This is a genomic window from Halorubrum salinum (assembly GCF_024494575.1).
GTDB classification, from domain to species: domain Archaea; phylum Halobacteriota; class Halobacteria; order Halobacteriales; family Haloferacaceae; genus Halorubrum; species Halorubrum salinum.
In genome coordinates this window covers 160,897-179,130 of record NZ_JANHDO010000003.1, presented here as the reverse complement: position 1 = coordinate 179,130, position 18,234 = coordinate 160,897, and the positions used below count along the sequence as shown (strand labels likewise).

17 protein-coding genes and 1 pseudogene are annotated in these 18,234 nt (G+C 65.7%); 8 read left to right on the top strand and 10 right to left on the bottom strand.

The genetic code is table 11. The features are described 5' to 3' along the window. Window positions 1-73 precede the first annotated feature (73 nt). Entirely contained in the window at window positions 74-457 is a 384-nt protein-coding gene (locus NO930_RS09600) for a DUF5820 family protein (RefSeq protein ID WP_256403302.1), read from the bottom strand. Between the two features lie 76 nt (window positions 458-533). Beyond that, on the bottom strand, window positions 534-2,714 hold the full coding sequence (gene rqcH, locus NO930_RS09595; protein WP_256403301.1) for a ribosome rescue protein RqcH: 2,181 nt from the start codon (window positions 2,712-2,714) through the stop codon (window positions 534-536). A gap of 194 nt (window positions 2,715-2,908) precedes the next feature. Here rqcH and NO930_RS09590 point away from each other — a divergent pair, with 194 nt between their 5' ends. From NO930_RS09590 to NO930_RS09570, 5 genes and pseudogenes are all read left to right on the top strand, one after another. Next, entirely contained in the window at window positions 2,909-3,304 is a 396-nt protein-coding gene (locus NO930_RS09590; RefSeq protein WP_256403300.1) for a MarR family transcriptional regulator, read from the top strand. After that, window positions 3,301-3,650: pseudogene (locus tag NO930_RS09585) on the top strand (type II toxin-antitoxin system PemK/MazF family toxin). Before NO930_RS09590 ends, NO930_RS09585 begins: the two are co-directional and overlap by 4 nt. A 164-nt stretch (window positions 3,651-3,814) precedes the next feature. Next, on the top strand, window positions 3,815-4,645 hold the full coding sequence (locus tag NO930_RS09580; RefSeq protein WP_256403299.1) for an MBL fold metallo-hydrolase: 831 nt from the start codon (window positions 3,815-3,817) through the stop codon (window positions 4,643-4,645). A gap of 100 nt (window positions 4,646-4,745) precedes the next feature. Next, on the top strand, window positions 4,746-6,434 hold the full coding sequence (locus tag NO930_RS09575) for a hypothetical protein (protein WP_256403298.1): 1,689 nt from the start codon (window positions 4,746-4,748) through the stop codon (window positions 6,432-6,434). Window positions 6,435-6,536: 102 nt separating this feature from the next. Continuing rightward, window positions 6,537-7,442 carry a phosphoribosyltransferase HisG-related protein gene (locus NO930_RS09570; RefSeq protein WP_256403296.1) on the top strand — a complete coding sequence of 302 codons (906 nt, stop codon included), beginning with the start codon at window positions 6,537-6,539 and terminating at the stop codon, window positions 7,440-7,442. Between the two features lie 9 nt (window positions 7,443-7,451). On the opposite strand, the gene NO930_RS09565 is transcribed toward NO930_RS09570, so the two are convergent. From NO930_RS09565 to NO930_RS09550, 4 genes are read right to left on the bottom strand one after another with little or no spacing between them, the layout of a single operon-like run. After that, window positions 7,452-8,282: an energy-coupling factor ABC transporter ATP-binding protein gene (locus NO930_RS09565; RefSeq protein WP_137784496.1), complete on the bottom strand. Its 831-nt coding sequence runs from the start codon at window positions 8,280-8,282 to the stop codon at window positions 7,452-7,454. Further along, window positions 8,270-9,079: a cobalt ECF transporter T component CbiQ gene (gene cbiQ / locus NO930_RS09560; protein WP_256403295.1), complete on the bottom strand. Its 810-nt coding sequence runs from the start codon at window positions 9,077-9,079 to the stop codon at window positions 8,270-8,272. Before cbiQ ends, NO930_RS09565 begins: the two co-directional genes overlap by 13 nt. Next, window positions 9,076-9,375 carry a PDGLE domain-containing protein gene (locus NO930_RS09555; RefSeq protein ID WP_256403294.1) on the bottom strand — a complete coding sequence of 100 codons (300 nt, stop codon included), beginning with the start codon at window positions 9,373-9,375 and terminating at the stop codon, window positions 9,076-9,078. The genes cbiQ and NO930_RS09555 overlap by 4 nt, the downstream gene beginning before the upstream one ends. Further along, window positions 9,372-10,028, bottom strand: coding sequence for an energy-coupling factor ABC transporter permease (locus NO930_RS09550; RefSeq protein ID WP_256403293.1), 657 nt, complete (start codon window positions 10,026-10,028; stop codon window positions 9,372-9,374). The genes NO930_RS09555 and NO930_RS09550 overlap by 4 nt, the downstream gene beginning before the upstream one ends. Window positions 10,029-10,208: 180 nt before the next feature. On the opposite strand from NO930_RS09550, the gene NO930_RS09545 reads away from it, so the two are divergent. The 3 genes from NO930_RS09545 to NO930_RS09535 all read left to right on the top strand — a co-directional run bounded on the left by NO930_RS09545 (window position 10,209) and on the right by NO930_RS09535 (window position 13,033). Next, window positions 10,209-10,622, top strand: coding sequence for a CopG family ribbon-helix-helix protein (locus NO930_RS09545; protein ID WP_137782955.1), 414 nt, complete (start codon window positions 10,209-10,211; stop codon window positions 10,620-10,622). A gap of 1,003 nt (window positions 10,623-11,625) precedes the next feature. After that, complete coding sequence (locus tag NO930_RS09540) at window positions 11,626-12,006, top strand: DUF5805 domain-containing protein (RefSeq protein ID WP_137783395.1); 381 nt, start codon at window positions 11,626-11,628, stop codon at window positions 12,004-12,006. Further along, on the top strand, window positions 11,999-13,033 hold the full coding sequence (locus tag NO930_RS09535) for a tyrosine-type recombinase/integrase (RefSeq protein ID WP_137783394.1): 1,035 nt from the start codon (window positions 11,999-12,001) through the stop codon (window positions 13,031-13,033). Before NO930_RS09540 ends, NO930_RS09535 begins: the two co-directional genes overlap by 8 nt. 77 nt (window positions 13,034-13,110) lie before the next feature. On the opposite strand, the gene NO930_RS09530 is transcribed toward NO930_RS09535, so the two are convergent. The 4 genes from NO930_RS09530 to NO930_RS09515 all read right to left on the bottom strand — a co-directional run bounded on the left by NO930_RS09530 (window position 13,111) and on the right by NO930_RS09515 (window position 18,159). Next, window positions 13,111-14,358 (bottom strand): MFS transporter, encoded by a 1,248-nt coding sequence (locus tag NO930_RS09530; protein WP_256403460.1) that lies wholly within the window; start codon window positions 14,356-14,358, stop codon window positions 13,111-13,113. A 134-nt stretch (window positions 14,359-14,492) separates the two neighbouring features. Then, on the bottom strand, window positions 14,493-15,161 hold the full coding sequence (locus NO930_RS09525; RefSeq protein WP_256403292.1) for a TlpA family protein disulfide reductase: 669 nt from the start codon (window positions 15,159-15,161) through the stop codon (window positions 14,493-14,495). 51 nt (window positions 15,162-15,212) lie between these two features. Then, a complete protein-coding gene (locus NO930_RS09520) occupies window positions 15,213-17,033 on the bottom strand; it encodes an ABC transporter substrate-binding protein (RefSeq protein ID WP_256403291.1) in 1,821 nt (606 codons plus the stop codon). A gap of 142 nt (window positions 17,034-17,175) precedes the next feature. Continuing rightward, entirely contained in the window at window positions 17,176-18,159 is a 984-nt protein-coding gene (locus tag NO930_RS09515; protein ID WP_137783989.1) for an ABC transporter permease, read from the bottom strand. Between the last annotated feature and the right edge of the window lie 75 nt (window positions 18,160-18,234).

Genomic DNA, 18,234 nt, shown 5'->3' with positions numbered 1-18,234 from the left:
CCAATCTACGGGCGACAATATCCAACTTCGTGGATCGATCTCGTGACCACGGCGGATCGCCACCGCGGTCGAGTCAGTCGTCGCCGACGAGCTCGTCAAGCCGATCGAAGTACGCCTCTCGCGGCACCTGATAGGCGTCTCGGTAGTTCACATCGCCGTCGGCGAACCGGGTCGCGATCTCGACCGCGGCGTCCGCTCCCGCCTCGCGGGTCTCGCGGGTCTCTGTGGCCAGTTCGATCTCGGGTTCGGCGAAGAGCACGACGTGCCACTCGTCGGTCGCGTACTGCCCCGAGCCGGGCCGGGCCGTCCGGGCGCCGTTCGTCAGGTAGATCGTCGGGAGACACTCGGCCGGGAGGTCGTCGCCGCCGAACACGTCGGGTCGGTACACGAGGATGGCCCGACCGCTCGGCTCTTCGTTCCACACCCGCCAGCCGTCGGGCAGCGCCGCGAAGCTCATGCCCCTGTTCGGTCGCGGAGGCTTGAAAGGGTCGCGCTCGTGCGCCGGCACGCAGTGAGCGTCACCGCGTCCGGCGTTACTCGACGATGTCGGACCCGCCCGGCGGCAGGAACTCCTGTAGCTGGTCCGCGCTCGCCACCTTCCGCACGAACGACTGGTCCGCGAACCGGTCTTTCAGCCGGCGGTAGACCATCATCGCCGCGTCGTTTTGGGCGTACATCCCCGGCTCCAGCGTGACGTGCGACGCCGCCCGCTCGGTGATCGCCGACGGCGGCCCGCCGATGGCGCGGGTGACCGGCTCGCACTGGACGCCGACGGCGACCCGGCAGGGCACGTCCTCGAAGTACGTTCGGTCACCGCGGATCACGAAGCTCCCCTTCTCGATGTATTCGCCGCTCTCCGGCGTCTTCGACACCTGATCCGGCTCGACCATGTAGGCGTCGCCCGCGCCGCGACCGTCCTTCCAGTCCGAGGAGTACGACACCGCGAACTGGGCGGCCTCCCGCAGGGTCTCCTCCGAGAAGTCGACCGGGTCCGCGGACTCCGAGGGCCCGGCCGCCTTCAGCAGCGTCACCGGCCCCCCGTGCGCCTGCGTGTGGAAGAAGCGGTCGTGGTTGCCCATGTACTTTTTCACCAGCTCCTCGTTCTGGTCGGCGTTGCGCCCGCCGATGACGAGGTATCCCGTCGAGGTGTGGAACCACCGGAACCGCTCGTACCAGTCGTCGGGACTCCGGATCGGGATCGACGAGCGCGAGAGCCAGTCGGTCTCGTACGTCTCGCCGTCGTCGCCATCGGACTCCGCGTCGCCGGCGTCGTCTTTCGCCTCGCTTTCCTCCCACTCCGCCTTCCGCCGCTTGACGGCCTCCAGTTCCTCCCGGGTCGACTCGATGGCCTCCATCGCGCCCTCTTTTTTCCCCTCGATCCGCTTCGCCTCCCGATACAGCTGATCTGCGTTGACCTCGACGCCCGCGTCCGCGTCGAGTTCGATCTCGGTCGCCGCCCCGTCGTCGCCGTCGAGTTCGACCGTCACGGTCCCGTCGCCTCCGTCGACGCCGACGACGGCCTCCGCGGCGGGAATCCCGCGCTCCGCGCCGGCGGCGAGGGTATCCGCGATCTCGTCCCACGGCACGTCGTCCGCGCGCGCGTCCCGAACGGTCGAGAGAACCTCGTCGACGAGGTCGTAGTTGGCGTAGAGGAGTTCGGCGCGCTCGCGCTCGCGTTCGGCCTGTTCTTCGAACCCCTCGATCGCCCCCTCCTGCTGTTCGATGATCCGCTCCTGTTTCGCGATCTCTTCTTCGAAGTCCGGGCGCGACGGGCTCGCGTCCGCGGGGGCGGCGTCGTCGCCGGTCTCGCCCTGCCGTTCGAGCCGGTAGAAGTATTCGTCGACCGCGGCGTTAAACGAGTCGAAGCCGACGCTCGGAAGCCCCTCGTGTTCCGCGAGCGGGAACGGCGTGACGTCGACCACGCGGGTTTCGGGATCGCCGTCGTCGCTCGAACCGTCCTCAAGCACTTCCTCGTACACGCGCGGATCGACGTCTCCGGAGCGGAGTCGGTCTGCGAGGTCCGCGAGCGCGTCGTGGAGCGCGCGGAGCTGATCGGCGGTCACCTCGCCGATCGGCGTCTCCTTGTCGATACCGGCGCGGGTGCACACCTCCTCGGCGTACAGGCCGCCGAGGTTGAGCTGCGTCGCCAGCGTCCGCACCACGTCGCTGTCCGACTCGCGCATGTGCCGTTCGAACCCGCCGAAGCTCACGTCGAGCGGGTTCAACCGCGAGGCCGGGTACTCGTACTGCGTGCCGGGCGCGACCGTCCGCGATTTGAGTCGGACCGTCTCCAGCGCCCCGACGACCGCGCCGGTCTCGTCGAGCGCGGCGACGTTGCCCTGACCGAACAGCTCGGCGACGAGAGTCGTGTTCTCGTCGTCGCGCTCGAACTCGAAGGTGAGGATGCGGTCGAACTCGTACTGCTCGACGCCGACGAAATCGGCACCTGACAGCCGGTTGCGGAGCATCTTCGCGAAGTTCGGCGGGCGGCCCGGGGCGTCCGCGACGTGGTCGGCGTCCGCCACGTGCGCGCGTTTCACGTCGCCCACTTCGATCATGAGTTCGACCCGACCGCGGTCGAAGTCGCGGAGCTTCAAGCGAACGAGGTCGTCGTCGTAGCGGTACGCCTTGTCGACCTTCGCGCCCTCGTACCGGTTGAGTTCGGTGACGAGCGCGCGGAGGTCGATGCTCGACAGCTCCCGCTTCGGGTCCATACGCGTCGAACAGGCGGACCGGAAAAAGACGTGTCGTTGTTGGGACGCGCGGCTGTTCGGAACGCGCCGGCAGACAAGACAGTATTGAGGCTGGCCGTCTCAATGTATACGATTCTCGAACTGCTTCGACGAGGCTACGGGCGAAGCATCTCCTTCAGTATTTTCGTCGATTTCATACCTAACTCTCGTTACGGTTGACACCGTATTTTTGCTCAACGAGGTCCATCGACCGAGATACCTTCGAGAAGACGAGTGAGGACGAACTCGAGGAGCTTTCCATCCCGGATCAGGTCATCGGATTTCTCGCCGCCAACGATGATCGCGCGTTCAAGGCCCGCGAGATCTCCTCTCAGATCGGTCTCGATGAGGGCGCGGTCAGCACCGCGCTCTCGAGACTGAAGGACCGCGATCTCGTCGAACACAAAGCGACGTACTGGGCGATAACCGACGACACAGAGCGGCTCGACGGATACAGTGGGTACGAACGAGCGACCGCCCTGTTCAACCAGCGACTCGGTACAGAGGACAAGGAGTCCTGGCGCGAACACGCACCCGAGGAACCGCATCCGAGCGTCGAGGACGAACAGTGACAGACGAAGAGGGGCCGATTTTCGAGCGTGGCGACGTCGTCTACGGAGATGATCCGTTGAAAGGCGAGGAAGACGCTCCCCCCTGGCTCATTCTCTCGAACCACGAAGGTCGTCCATTCCACGGCGAGCAGTATATCGCGCTCACGTTGAGTCGAAATCTTGGATGGACATCCTGATCGACATTCCTGGTGGGAGTTGGCTTCGTGGTGGGACCCCAGACGTGAGCCGGATTGTTCCGTGGGGAGTCCAATCGATCGACCACGAGGACATCGACTTCTGGCAAGGTGGCCTTGACAGCGATCTCGTCGACGAGGCGGTTGCTGCGCTCGTCGAAGAACTACACTAGTGAGATCCGTTGGAATTCTTTGGGACGTGCCTCTTCAGGACAGTAGATTTTATATCGCGATATGTACTATACGTGTGCGGTCGAGATCGGTTCGCGTCGTCGTGCGGCACAGATTTGTCGCGAACTCCGCAACGGTTACCCCGCGCGCACCCGCACGGTCGGCCATGACCGACTCCGACTGGGGCGACTGGCTGCCGCGAGCGGTGGACGCGGCCGACCCCGACACCGTGGCGCTGTGGTACCTGGGCTGTAACGGGTTCGCGATCAAGGGACGCGACGGGACCGTCCTCTGGATCGATCCGTACGTCGGAACCGGCGACCCGCCGCGAACCGTGCGGATGATCCCGGTCCCGTTCGACCCCGCAGACGTCGACTCCGCGGACGCGGTGCTGGCTACTCACGAACACACAGACCACGTCCACGGGCCGTCGCAAGCGCCGATCCTCGCGGCCACCGACGCGGACTTCATCGCGCCCGACGACTCGATCGCGATCGCCCGCGAGGAGGAGTGGACGGACGAGTGGGACGTCGACGAAGGGGCATTCACCGAAGTCACCGAGGGCGACGAGGTTCGGATCGGCGAGTTCACCGTTCACGTCGTCGAGACGCAAGACGGGGACGCGACGCATCCGGTCGGCTACGTGATCGAACACGCCGCCGGGACCCTGTTTCACGCCGGCGACAGCAAGCCGTCCGACTCGTTTCCCGATCTCGCAGAGCGGTTCGACATCGACCTCGGCATCCTCGCGTTCGGGTCGGTCGGAGCCGTACCGGACAAGGAGACCGGCGAACCGGTCCGCACGAAGTGGTACAGCGACGAGAACCAGATCGCGGCGGCGGCGAACGACCTCGAACTGGATCGGCTCGTTCCGACACACTGGGACATGTGGAAGGGGCTCACCGCCGACCCGACGGCGCTTCACGAGCACGTTCGGAGCTTCGAGAACCCGAACCAGCTCGAGATCGTCGAGATCGGCGACAGGATCGATCTGTGAGGCGAACGGTCGTCGCTCGGTGCCCGGATCTCGGCCGCGCCGTTATCACGACCGACACCCGGCCCGTGGAATTTAAGCCCCTGCTCCGGGACGGAGTCGTATGAGCGAACGGACGGACGGCGGGACGACCGTCGACGAAGACGGCGTCCGCGTCGAGAAGTCTTTCACCGAGGACGCGTTCCCCGTGCCGGCGGTGAGGTACGACCTCTCCTCCGACCGCGAGGACGCCGTACGAGTGCGCATCGTCGATCAGATACCGGAGTCGTTCCCGATGGACCGGATCGGGTTCCATCCCGACTACGAGAGCGACAACTGGACGGCGTACAAAGACCACCGCGTCGAGTTCGAGCGCGTGCTGGAGTCGGGCGAGGCGGTCGAGACGGTGTTCGGAATCCGAGACGAGGACCCCGACCTCGACGGGTTCCTAGAGGCGCCGGTGATCGAACACGTCCCCGTCGGCGAGGAGATAGAGGACGTGCTCGGCGCGGGCGACGCCGACGCCGTGAGGGAAGTTCTGGCCGGCGACCGGACGACGTTGCCCGGGATGGAAGAGACGGTCGAGAGCGCACCGGAGGCGGTCGACGCCGGCGACGCGGCACCCGCGGAAGACGACGACGCGTCGGAGCCGCTCGGCGCAGAGGGAGCGGACGCAGCCGACGCGGTTGACGCGGCCGGCGCGACAGACGCAGAGACCGAGCCCGAGGCGACCGGTCGCGAGTCCGAAGAGCCAGCGGAGCGAGACGCGCCCGCGCCGCGAACGGTCGGCGACGGCCGCAAGGCTGCGGTCACGCCTCGCGACGACGCCGACAGCGGGGTTCCGGACGAATCGGCGGAGACGACCGCGGCGGACGAGGAACGCGAACCTGACGGGGAGCCGGACCGCGACGACGGGCCCGAACCGGGCGACGAACCGGGTCTCACCGACGCGCCCGAACCGGACGACGGAGCGGCGACACCGGACGAACACCGACCGGCTGCGGGCGTCGAGGACGGCGTCGCCGCCGCGCTCGCCGCGGAGATCCGGTCGGGCGAGGCCGACCCCGAGGACATCCGGACGATAGAGGCCGAACTCGACGGCGGCGTACCGCGCAGCGTCGACGTTCGCATCGGCCGGCTGCAGTCGAGCGTCGCCGACATCGAGGCGTACGCCGACGCGCTCGCGGAGTTCATCGACGGCGAGGGGACCGCCCGCGAGATACTCGAAGACCTGAACGACCAGATCGACGCGGTGGAGTCGACGGTTTCGACGCTCGACGACCGGGCGGACGACGCCGAGGCCGCCCGGGCCGAACTGCGCGACGACGTCTCTCGCGTCGACGAAGCGGTCGACGACGTGGCGGACGACGTCTCCGAGGTCGACGGCCGCGTCGACGGGGTCGAGTCGTCCGTCGAATCCGTCGAGGCGTCCGTCGACTCCGTCGAAGCGTCGGTCGAGGCTGCGACGACTGACATCGCTCGGATCGACGAGGAAACGGACGGGATCGCAGAGGACGTGGCCGGACTCACCGACGACGTGGAGGCGGTGTCCGACGGGCTCGACGCCGTCGAATCCGACTTGGGCGCCACGGACGGCCGGGTCGACGACGTCGAATCGCGGCTCGGCCGGTTCGACGAGGAGTTCGACGACCTGTGGGACGACCTCGCCGAGGTCGACACGCGGCTGACCGAGGTCGAGGACCGGCTCGGCGACGACCTCGACGACATCGAGGCCGAACTCGACGAGATAGACGACCACCTCGAAGAGCTCGAAGCGTTCAGAAAGCGGCTCAACGAAGCGTTCGGTCCGTAGACCGAGGGAGAGGCAGACGGACCGAGAGTCGGCGGACTCGGGCCGCACAACCGTCGGAGACAAAACGCAATCCGTTTTACCCGCGGCGACGCACTTCCGGCAATGAGCGACCCGGTTCCGGTCGCCGTTCCTCGGAAGGGGCGACCGCTCGAAGCGGTCCTCGAACGGATCGCCCACGTGGGGGACGACGATCGGCTCGACCGCCTCGCGGACCGCGTCAGCAACACGCTCCGGTACGAGAAGTCGATCACGAAGGGACGGACCGACGCCGACGACGGGCCGTACGAGCGGCTGGCAGACTACTCGCATCCCGGCGAGCCGAACAGCCCCGAGTTCACGCTGATGCGCGACGACCGCGACGGGAAGCCGCGCCGGATCGTCTTCGACGCGGCGACGGTCGACCTCGGAGGCGTTCGGCTGAAACTCGTCGGTCGCGAGGAGCCGTTCCGCGCCCTCCGGACGCACGAGTTCGCGCTGGGATTCGACTCCGCGGACCTCGTCTTAGAGGAGGTCGTCGGGATCGAGCCCGACGGATTGGGAACCATCGCCGACGTCAACCAGCGGATCGACCCGGTGGACACCGACGTCCGCGTCGTCAACGGCCTCGGAGACACGGTGTATCACACCCTCATGGGACAGCCGTCGGAACTCGACCTCGGAACCGATCTCGATCGCGAGTTCCTCGCGTCGTACACCGGACCCCTCTGCATCTCGCCGCGGTACGAGCGGCTGGTCACGGCCGTCCTGGGAACCGACGCGCTGGAGGGAGTCGAGTTCGTGTATCCCGCTGCCGACGAAGAGGAGGAAGCGGCCGTCGCGCGGACGGGACTCGGCGTGTACCTCACGGTGACGGGGTCGACCGCCCGCGACCACGGCCTCGTCGTCGGCGAGCACCTCTTCCCCAGCGAGACGGTGCTGATGCGGAACACCGCCGAAAGCGACGCCGGAGTCGACCGCGCAGCAGAGGTCGTCGCCGTCGACGAGGCCGCGTCGGACATCCGAGTCTGAGCGCGTCGGTCAGCGGGTCGTCGAAGGGTCAGACGACTCTCTACCCAGTTCGTCGACGAGGAATCGCCGCGCCGCCGCGGTGGTCAACGGCATCTCGTCGGCGTCGAGAATCCCCTCGAATAATCGCACGGGTGCGGGCGGTCGAAGGCCGTTCTCCCGCAACAGGCAGACGTCCGTCAAGACCGCTCTCGCGGGGCCGTCTGCCGCTATCGATCCCGTCTGTCCCACGACTATCACGCGGTCGGCGAGTTCGGCGGCGAGGTCAAGCGACGGCGTGAACACCATCACGGTCCCCTCGTGGTCTCCCACCAGTTCGCGGACGCGTTCGCGATAGTGAGCGTCAACGGCTCCAAACGGCTCGTCGAGGAGGAGCACGTCCGGGTCGAAGGCGAGGACGCTCGCCACCGCGGCCCGCTGTTTTTCGCCCCCTGAGAGCCGAAACGGCGGCCGGTCAAGCAGGTCCGTCAGTCCGAGTTCCGCCGCGAGCCGGGCGATCCGCTCGTCCGCCGCCCGCCGCGACGTTCCGAGCTGTGCCGGTCCATATTCGAGGTCTTCGCGAACGGTCGCGTTGAACAGGTAGTCGTCCGGGTCCTGCAACAGCACGCCGAGTCGGTCCCTGACGCGTTCGGCGTCCGTCGTCTGACCGAAGTACCGAACCGTCCCCGCCGACGGATCGACCAGCCCGCCGAGAGCGAGCTGTAACGTGCTCTTTCCCGACCCGTTCGCGCCGACGACCGCGACTCGTTCGCCGCGGTCGATCGAGAGCGTCGCGTCGCGGAGCGCCGTGGTTCCGTCCGGGTACTCGTATGTCAGCGCCCGCGCGTCGATCACGGGATCCATCGGATCACCCCCGCGGTGACGACCGCTGCGGCCGAACAGAGGGCGAGCGCGTAGTCGTACCGATCGGCGGCCTGCCGGCGACCGTACGGCGACGGAGGGCGAGCACCGCCGCGGGCTCGCATCGCGCGGCCGACCCGTTCGCCGCGGTCGAGCGTTCGAAGCAGGAACGTCCCCGCGATCCGCCTCGCGTCGCGCCAGCCGCCGGAGAGCCCTCGCCCGGTCGTTCGACTGTTTCGAGCGAGGACCAGCCGCTGCAGTTCGTCGAAGAACAGGAACAGATACCGGTAGGTGACAGCGATCACCCACACGAGCGCCACCGGAACCCGAAGCTCACGCATCGCGGCGACCACGGACGAAAACGGCGTCGTCAACACGACGAGAGACAGGAGCGCGACACCGACGCCGACGCGGAGCGTGAACGAGACGACGTACGCGACGCCGGCGTCGGTGATCGCGACGCCGGCCACGTCGATCAGTGCGTCCCCGGGGATCAACGCCGCTTGCGGGAGAACGACGAACGCTGACACGAGCGGGACTGCAGCGGACCGAGCGAAGAGGCGCCGGAGCGGAACCGCAGACGTCCTCGCTAACACGACCGTCACGACGCCGAACGCGAGCGTCACCGCGGCCGTCCGTGTGATCATCACCGCCAGCGCGAGACCGGCGAGCGAACACAGCGACACACGCGGGTCGCGCCGCTGGAGGAACCCGTCGCTCGCGGCGACCCGTTCGGCCGCGAAGACCGCCCGGAGCGCTCCCGCGATCGACGCGACGGATCGACCGAAGACGCCGGTCACCGTTCGACCAGCTTCCCGGCACAGAGCGCGAACACGAGCGTGAGCGTCGTCCCGACGACCGCCGACACGAGCGTTCCCGCCGGCGCGCCGAGACCGGGCACCGAGTAGTCAGGAAACGGTCCGGAGATGAGAGGGCTCGCTTCGTCGGCCGCGCCGGTGGCCTCCGCGGCGTTTTCGAGCGGCTCGGCGTACCCGACGACGCCCGACGCCCAGCCGAAGGCGGGCGCGAGGACGACGAGAAGGAGGAGCAAGAGGAGCGCCCGTCGTCCCCACGAGTTCCGGGTGAGCGCTTTCACAGGCCCACCTCGGGCGAGAGCCCCTCGTCGGCGGTCCGTCCGAGAACGAGGTCCGGTCGAGCGTCCGCGACGTAGCCGTACACGGCGGCCGTGATCGCTCCCTCGATCGTCCCCAAGAGCGCGTGTCCGCCCACCATGATCGGCACGGTCACGCCGAGTTCGTACGCGAACGCCGAGGAGGCACCGACCCCCGCGCCGACCGCGAGCGCGCTCGCAGTGACCGCCACCCAGCCCGCGACGAAGGCGGCACCCGTCTCGTGAACGCCCCTCAGCCCGCGGAAGACCGCGTAGCCGACGAGCACGTCGACGACGGCCATCGCGAAGAGGTTCGCGCCGAGGGCGATGATCCCCCCGTCGCCGAACACGAGGGCTTGGATCGTCACGACGGCGGTCATCGCGAGGACGCCGAGGGAGGGACCGAGGAGGATTCCGGCGAACGCGCCGCCGACGAAGTGGGCGCTCGTGCCGCCCGGAATCGGCCAGTTCAACATCTGCGCGGCGAACAGTCCCGCGGCGACGACGCCGAGGAGCGGCGTCCGCTCGTCACCGAGCTCGCGACGGGCACGCCTCACGGCGATGCCGATGGCGATGCCGGAACCGACCCAGAAGAGACCCGCGACCAGCGGATCGAGGAAGCCGTCCGGGATATGCATGCGTACGTCCACCCAGATCCAACGCGGTGATAATACTTTTCCTCTTAATCGTAATACTATATGAGGATGTCCAGCCGAGATACACACGGCCACTTCGACGAATGATCGATTCGTCGCGGTCGAGATAACGAGCACCGGCACCGCGGTTATATTACCTGACCGACGGAACACAACGCTGTCATGGGCGAAGACGTCGATCGGATGAGCGTCACGCTGCCGCCGAGCCTCCTCGCGGAACTCGACGCAGTCGTCGACACCGGCGAGTATGACAGCCGATCGGAAGCGACGAGAGACGCACTACGAGCGTTCGTCACGGAGTTCAATCGACAGAGGGACCTCACCGGGAGCCGCCGCGGCACGGTGGTCGTACTCTACGATCACCACCACGGCGGGGTGACGGACGAGATGACCGAACTCCAACACGATTTCACGGAGACGATCATCGCCGTGCACCACGTCCACCTCAGCGGCGACCTCTGTCTTGAGTCTATCGCGGTCGACGGAACGGGCGAGCGGATCGAGGAGCTTCTGTCCAGAATCCGCCCGCTGAAGGGCGTTCATCGAGTCGCGCTCACCGTGGTCGACGCCGATTAAATATTGGTAGACACGACCGACCTCCGCCCCAGTCGGACTCAACCGTCAACGGCTGGCGGCCTTGGTGTCCGAGTTCGTATAGCGGTATAAGATATACGTGGTGTGTGTCACAGATGATTCGGGAGGAATATAACTGAGCTGCTGATCTAAAGCCTACGTGCTCTACGACTGTCAGCGGTTCCGCCGTTCGACGCTCTCTGTTGTACCTCTCGATTTTATATAGTGCTTTGATCTGTTACGCGTTCGGACAAGTTGAATCGGCCGAGACCGTCGAGACACGGTAGTCCAGACGGGTTCCGAATCACAGCCAGTCGGAAGCTATCGGCCTAGAGATTCGTAGAGCTATCCGTCGTCGAAATCGACAGAGTGACCGCGTGCGTGGGGGGGGGACGGCATGCTATCTTCGACATCGATATCGATGCCGAGCGCTACAACGCGCGCACTTACCCGCTCTTTCCACGAGTTGACTTCCGCATCGTTTACTTCGATCGTGTCTTCGCTCGACGAGCTTCTATGTGTCGTGAAAGCGAGACTAGCTTGAACTGCTCAGATCGCTTGAATAGAGATGGATTACCGAGAATGCAACGTGCTCCGCCGGTCGGAACAGCATCTACGCCTCTACCGATGGCGGCGATCGTATCGGTTCCACCAGGTATGATAGTCCGTCGGCTACGGTGCCACCGCTTGCGAGCAACACCATGCACGACGTCTGACACGCGCTACCCCGTCGGAGATCCCTGTCGCTCGATGATCCACGTGAAAACCGAGATCGCCTCCACTGAGAAGTCGCCTTGTGAAACCGACACACGAAACGCGAGAGCGGTGCAGTAGAGCGACTAAAGAATATCTTGTATTCTAGGTACATTTATCTATACTTGTGTGCCTAGAATATCGCATAATTGTATTCACCCACCGTTTAGACGGGACTATATCTAAAGATAAACTTACTTATCCGCGATTGTGGGATAGCTTAAAGTCGCCGGCGCAAAAACGGACTGTCGAGATGAGCGACGACCGCCGCTCGGTGAAAACCTACGTGCCTGCCGAGCAGAAAGACCGATGGCAGGCCCACGCGGACGAACTGGGAATGTCACAAAGCGAGTTCGTCAGGACGATGGTACAGGCCGGCAGACGGGGATTTTCGCTATCAGAGCCGTCAAACACGTCGGAGGCCACTTCTGCGGACGAAACCCCTGGGAGTCACGACCTCGAAACACAGGTGGAACGGGTTCTTGCTGACGGACCGCAGTCGTGGGACGAACTGGTCGAGGCGTTGCTCGGCGATTTCGAAGATCAACTGGAAGACGCACTCAACGCGCTCCAAGATCGGAACCGCGTCAGATACAACGGCCGGCGAGGGGGGTACGCGCTCGCCGATGAGTAGCACGCGCGCGCCCGCCGACATCGGCGATCCGATCGAGTACTTCATCGAGGACCTGACCTACCACGGGAAGACCTCCCGGACGCGAGAGTCGTACGAGCGCGTGCTCCGGCGATTCGAGTCGTTTCTCGACGAGACGTCCACCCCCGAGACGGCCACGCACCGCGACTGTATGGCGTTCATTCACTCGCTCCGAGGTGAACTCGCCGACAGCACGGTAGCGACGTACGCGGCGTATCTGCACCGATTCTACGGGTATATGACCGAGGTCGGCGCGTTCGACGGCAATCCGATGACGCTTGTCGTCGAAGAGATGGACGAAACGATCGACACGGACCCGGCCCGCCGGGACATTTCGATTCCCGCGATGCGAACGTTCGTCTCCGGCATCACCCATCCGCTTCACCGCGCTCTCGTCGTGACGCTCTTGAAGACCGGGATGCGGGTCGGTGAGTGTTGTAACCTCGATCTCCGTGACGTCACAGTCACTGACGAGGAGCTGGACGAGACGTACGATCTCGGAACCAGACCGGTGCTCGGAGATCGACCGAATTCGGTGTATGTGACGCCTGATGCGACCGTCGGAGAGGAGCTGAACGGCGAGATCCGCTCGGCGTCGAACAAGCGGAAGCGCAGCACCGTGATCCCCGTAGACGACGAGTTGGCGCAGGCCCTCAAATCGTGGCTCGCTATCCGGCCCGACTGCCCTTCGTCGGCCGATCCGCTCTTCGTCGGCACCGCCGAGGGGTGGGGATCGCGACTCGACCCCCAAGCAGTGCGGCACATCGTCGAGCGATACGCCCGAGAAGCGGGGTGGTACCGAACCGGCGGCGGTGCCACGGAAAACGTCACACCGCATTACTTTCGGCACTTCTTCACCACGCATCTCCGGGACCGAACCGGTGACCGCGGGGTCGTCAAGTACCTCCGCGGCGACGTCGCCGACGACGTGATAGACACGTACACGCACGATTGGGGGAACCAAGTTCGTGAGACGTACGAGGCGAATATGTATTCAGTATTCGAGTGACTCTCGTACGGTGACTGTGGTCCAAACGAGAGGACAAAACTGGTCAGTGCGGATCAAATAAATTGTATATCGCTATATCAAGTTTGGCGGGCCGTACCGGATTCAGTCACCCATAGTCCCACCGCACCGGAAGTGGCGACCGCAAGTACGGCCGCGAGCAGTCCGAAGGCGACCCGGAAACTCGACGCGTCGACGACGAGTCCGACGACGCTCGGAGCGAGAGCGGTCACGCCCATCAGAAGCGACCGAAAGATACCGAGTCCCCCGCCGGTGAGCCGGTCGGGTAGCAGTTCCATCAGATACGCGCCGCGGACGGGGTTGAAGCCGTGGGCACCCAGACCGAAGAGAGCGATCAGCATGCAGAGCGCGATCAGGCCCGCGTCGGGAACGAACACGATCCCTAACAGAGCGGCCGAAGCGAGGGCGGCCGTGACGACGAGCACCGGAAACCGACCGACTCGGTCGGAGAGGTCGCCGGCGACGAGCTGGACGAACGCCATCCAGAAGAACAGCGAGTACAGGAGGCTCGCAGTCGTCGTCGACAGGCCCGACACCCGAGAGAGGTAGAGGGGGAGAAACGCCAACAGCCCGTTGTTCGCGAAGGCCACACCGATGGAGACGCACACGAACGCGCCGAAGCGCACGTCCCGGAGGAGTTCGAGGTACGCGCCGATTCCCGGATTCGCTCCGGCTGGCCGGGAGCGTTCGCGCCTGTCGTCGGGAAGTCTTCCGCGGAATCGGAGCCCGAATGTCACTGCGAGCGCGAGCGCCGCGAGGGCGGTGCTCAGGAACACCGCCCGCCAGTCGGCACCGGGCAGCACGTCGAGCGCCCGCGCGAGAACGGGTGGCGCGGACAGAAACACCACGACCGCAGTCGGCGCGGCCACGCCGCCGAAGGTACCGAGCGTGTCGTGTATGCCGAGGGCACGGCCCGTCCGCTCGGGGTACGTCCGGGCGATGAGTCGAACGGCGACGGTCTTGTGCACGCCCGTACCGGCACCGATGACGAGCATCGCCGCCACGAGCACCGGAAACGGCGAATCAACGACCAGGGCCAACGCGCCGACACCGGCGACGGTCACGCCGAGGGTGACGATTCTGACCGACCCGATCCAGTCTGCCACCACGCCGCTGGGAAACTGCATGAGCGCGTACACGATCATGAACCCGGTGAACGCGCTTCCGACGGTGGCGTTGCTGATCCCGTACGTCGCCTGCAGAGGTCCGAAAAGCGGCGGAAACGCGTACCGCACGAACTTCGCGAGAAACCAGATGAGGGAGACGAGCACGAGAACGTCGTAGTCGGCGAGTCGTCCCTTCGTCACTCGTTCCATTGATACTGTGAGAATAGGTCGCGGGGCGATATCGGTTTCGGACGCCCGCCCGCTCCGCTGTCCTTTCGGGACGCTCCCCCGCAGTACGCGCGACCGGTCGTCGGGCGGTGGGTGCCGGCGGCGAGCTACGACGACGAGACGGAGCGCTCTCGGAGCGTGTCGATCTCGCGTTCGAGCGCGTCGGTCTCGGCGACGCCCACGAACCGGGCGTCGACGGTTCCTTCCAGCGTGAACAGCGTCGTCGGCCCACCGACGACGTCGTACTCGGCGTCGAGCAGCGTCGCACAGTCGGGACCGTACACCGACAGCGCGAGCACGCCGTCCGGGGGATCCGCGCCGAACACCTCGCTCAGATTCGGCCGGATCGCCTCGCACGGCCGACAGTCCTGACGCCAGACGTAGACGACACATCGGTCACACAGGTCGACGAGCCGAACGGCGTCCTCGCCGTGAACCGGGACGAACCCCTTCGGGGCCCCCGACGCAGGCGGCTGGCCGGGGTTCGACGACGTGAGGAGCACCGCCGTGACGAGCGCCTGCGTCGACGAGACGCTCGGATGCCGCTCGCGCAGGGTCGCGTAGGCCGCGAGCAGTTCGGGATCGGCGTCGGCGGGCAGGGCGTCAGGCGGGTCCGGGAGGTCCGCGAGCGCGTCGTCGCCGCCGCCCTCTGCGATCGCCGTGGTGCGGTCCGACACGGTCTCGCGAAACTCCTCGCTCGGAGCGAGCCCGGACGGCGTCGCCTCGAATACGCCTGATGTCAGCAGTTCGTCGACGGTGTCGGTTGTAGTCGTCATCGTGTGATTGGATCGGTGTTCGAGGGTTGCAGACTCGATTCTCCGGACATCTCAGGGGTCTAAGCCGAGTTCGTCGATGCAGGGGAACTGTTCCGCCGAGGGGACCTCGCCCTGGGGCCAGAGGGGATCGAGGTCTGCGTCCGGCGGGTAGTGAAGGTTGCCGTCGCCGTCCCATCCCCATCCCTCCTCTTCGAGCATCGCGCGGGCCGCCTCGACGTCGCCGCCCGAATCGGGGTGCTCGTACAGCATGTCCTCGGGCGGGAACCGCGGGTGGTTCTCCGAGATGTACGTCGGGAACATGTCCGGTTCGACGCGGTTGTCGAACGCGGTGTTCACGAGCAGGTCCCGGTTGACCGACGCGCCGACGGCCTTGCGGAACTCCGTGAACTTGCAGGGCGCGGTGTGACAGATGTACTGGAGGTTGTAGGAAGTGTGGGTCCCGGTGAACTCCGCGTTGGCGTTGTCGATCTCCTCGTTCACCCGCGTCGCGTTGGGCGGTGAGATCTCCACGCCGACGTGGGCCTCGCCGGCCCCCAGCGCGTTGATCATCGACTCCTCGTTCCGGTACGCCTCGAAGATCACCGGCTGTGCGACCTGGTACTCCGGATGCCCGTCGTGCGGCTCCGTGACGACGCGTTGTCCCTGCTGGATGGAGGTGACTTCGAGCGGCCCCGACGAGACGATCGGCGTCTCGAACGTCGCGTCGCCCGGATTCTCCACCGCGCCGGCTTCCTCGAAGGATTCCTGATGGAGGATCCCCCAGCGCATGAGCGTCGTCTCGGCGAACGGGATGTACGGTTCGGTGAACGTGAACCGGACCGTCTGCTCGTCGACGGCCTCGATCGCGTCGTACGGCACCGGCGCTGCGCCGGGGTACGCGCCCGCGTCGCCGCCGCGCAGGATCTGTTCGAAGGTGAACTTCACGTCCTGTGCGGTGACCGGGTCGCCGTTGGTGAAGGTCGCGTCGTCGAACAGCTCGACCACGACCTCCTGACTGCCGACCACGTCGACCGACCCGAGGAGTTCGACGACCTCGAAGTCCTCGTTGTACTTGTGGACCGGCGAGTGGATCATGTGTTGCCACATCGCTTCCGGCATCGAGGCGGTGTGCGTCATCCAGTTCGTCGTCTCCGTCGCGATCGGGTCGATCCCGACGATCAGTTCCTCGCCGTCGGTCAGCTCCGACTTGAAGAGCCACTCCGCGTTCGAGCGGGCGAGCCCCCCGGTTCCGATCCCGTTTATCTCGACCATGTCCGTCCGCCACGCGCCGATGTTCGCCACCGGACAGAGGTTGTCGATCGCACAGTCTTGCGACATGTACGCGATCGTCTCGTTTAATCCCTCCTCGCGCTCTTCGGGGGTCTCGGCGTTCGTCTGTTCGATCAGACGCCGCGTGTACTCACAGTCGGCGTAGTTCGACGTGTTGCTCTTGCCGTTCGCGCCCGCCCAGTCGAGCCGCATGTTGTTCAGAAGCTCCTGCGGGTCGAGCCGGTCGGCCGCCGGAACCCACCACGTGAACGAGATGTTGTTGGCGCGGTTCGAGTCGTTCGCCTGTTGGCCCGTGTTCGTCCCGAGGTCCTTCGGGACGATGTCGACACCGGTCCCCAGACTCTCGATCCCCTGACTGATTATCGGGGCCATCTGCTCTTGGGTGGTGGTGAAGCCGCCGTAGTCGGACCAGTACTCCATCTGGAGCGTGGAGACGCGCTCGCCCAGTTCGCCGTCGGATCCGGACGAGCTGCCGCCGTCGCCCCCGTCGCCGCCGGAACAGCCGGCGAGGCCGACTGCTGCGGCCCCGCTGAGCGCCTGAAGGAGCGTTCTCCGTTCGATCGATCTCTCGCCGTCGCCGGTCTGCTTGGTGTGAGCAGCCATACCACAACACTATCTGGGTAGCTTATAAATTTTTCGTCTAAAATCGATAGACTGTAGCACTATGTGCGTAATTAGTGAATATAAACAATATTGAGTGCCGCCGCTGTTGGATTTCGTAAACCGAGCCGGATCGATAGGCCGCCTATCCTTCGAGCCGGATTCGCGGATCGATCACCCCGTACACGAGGTCGACGACGAAGTTCGAGACGATGACGAACGCCGCCACCACGAAGAACACGAACTGCACCGTCGGGTAGTCGCGCGCGAGCACTGCCTCGACGAGCGTGAAGCCGATCCCCGGCCAGTTGAACACCGTCTCGATGAGCACGAGCCCGCCGAGAGCGCGCGCGAGCGAGACGGGGTAGATAGTGAGCACCGGGATGCTGGCGTGTTTCGCGATGTGCCGGAGCCGCGTCAGCGTCGGAAGCCCGGTCAGCCGGTAGTACTCCGTGAAGTCCTCGCCCATCACTTCGACGACGCTGTTGCGCATGATCAGCGTCGGGATGAACAGGTACCGACAGACCACTGCGGTGAACGGGAGGACGTAGTGGGCGGCGAAGTCACGAGTGAGGTACGGCTCCCACCACGCCAGCCCCTCGGTCGACCCCGGAGACGTCATCCCCGAGGTGGGAAACAGGTTCAGCCAGACAGCGAACACGATGACTAGGAGGATCGCGGTGAAGAAGGCCGGCGAGGAGCCGACGCCGATGATCGGGACGGTTCCGAAGCGCTCGAACGCGCTCCCGCGGTTGCTCCCCGCCACGGTTCCGATCGCGACGCCGATCACGTACGTGAACGTCATCGCCGGCGCGACGAGGATGAACGTGTTGAAGATGCGGAGCTTCGTGAACTCCCACACGTCCACGCGGTACACCGGTGACTCCCCGAGGTTCCCCTGCACGAGGTTCGCGAGGTAGTGGTAATACTGCATGTACAACGGTTCGTCTAAGTGCCACTGCTCGCGGATCGCCTGCAGCGCCTCCTCGTTCGCCCCCGAGGCCGCCATCTGTGCGGTGAAGTCTCCCGGCATGGACCGGAACAGCACGAAAAGCGCCGTCATGACGAGCGCCAGCATCATCACGGTCTGTACCGACCGGACAGCGAAATACCGCCGCAGCGACGACATCTACCGCTCACCCCCGCCGTCGCGTCCGCCTCTTTCGTGATCGCCGGTGCTCCGCGCCGCGTCCATCGTTTCTGT

Coding starts and splice junctions, on each gene's coding strand:
- NO930_RS09535 (WP_137783394.1), top strand. CDS start 11,999: ATGAGTAGCACGCGCGCGCCCGCCGACATCGGCGATCCGATCGAGTAC.
- NO930_RS09570 (WP_256403296.1), top strand. CDS start 6,537: ATGAGCGACCCGGTTCCGGTCGCCGTTCCTCGGAAGGGGCGACCGCTC.
- NO930_RS09565 (WP_137784496.1), bottom strand. CDS start 8,282: ATGGATCCCGTGATCGACGCGCGGGCGCTGACATACGAGTACCCGGAC.
- NO930_RS09575 (WP_256403298.1), top strand. CDS start 4,746: ATGAGCGAACGGACGGACGGCGGGACGACCGTCGACGAAGACGGCGTC.
- NO930_RS09540 (WP_137783395.1), top strand. CDS start 11,626: ATGAGCGACGACCGCCGCTCGGTGAAAACCTACGTGCCTGCCGAGCAG.
- NO930_RS09580 (WP_256403299.1), top strand. CDS start 3,815: ATGACCGACTCCGACTGGGGCGACTGGCTGCCGCGAGCGGTGGACGCG.
- NO930_RS09520 (WP_256403291.1), bottom strand. CDS start 17,033: ATGGCTGCTCACACCAAGCAGACCGGCGACGGCGAGAGATCGATCGAA.
- NO930_RS09550 (WP_256403293.1), bottom strand. CDS start 10,028: ATGCATATCCCGGACGGCTTCCTCGATCCGCTGGTCGCGGGTCTCTTC.
- NO930_RS09545 (WP_137782955.1), top strand. CDS start 10,209: ATGGGCGAAGACGTCGATCGGATGAGCGTCACGCTGCCGCCGAGCCTC.
- NO930_RS09515 (WP_137783989.1), bottom strand. CDS start 18,159: ATGTCGTCGCTGCGGCGGTATTTCGCTGTCCGGTCGGTACAGACCGTG.
- rqcH (WP_256403301.1), bottom strand. CDS start 2,714: ATGGACCCGAAGCGGGAGCTGTCGAGCATCGACCTCCGCGCGCTCGTC.
- NO930_RS09600 (WP_256403302.1), bottom strand. CDS start 457: ATGAGCTTCGCGGCGCTGCCCGACGGCTGGCGGGTGTGGAACGAAGAG.
- NO930_RS09525 (WP_256403292.1), bottom strand. CDS start 15,161: ATGACGACTACAACCGACACCGTCGACGAACTGCTGACATCAGGCGTA.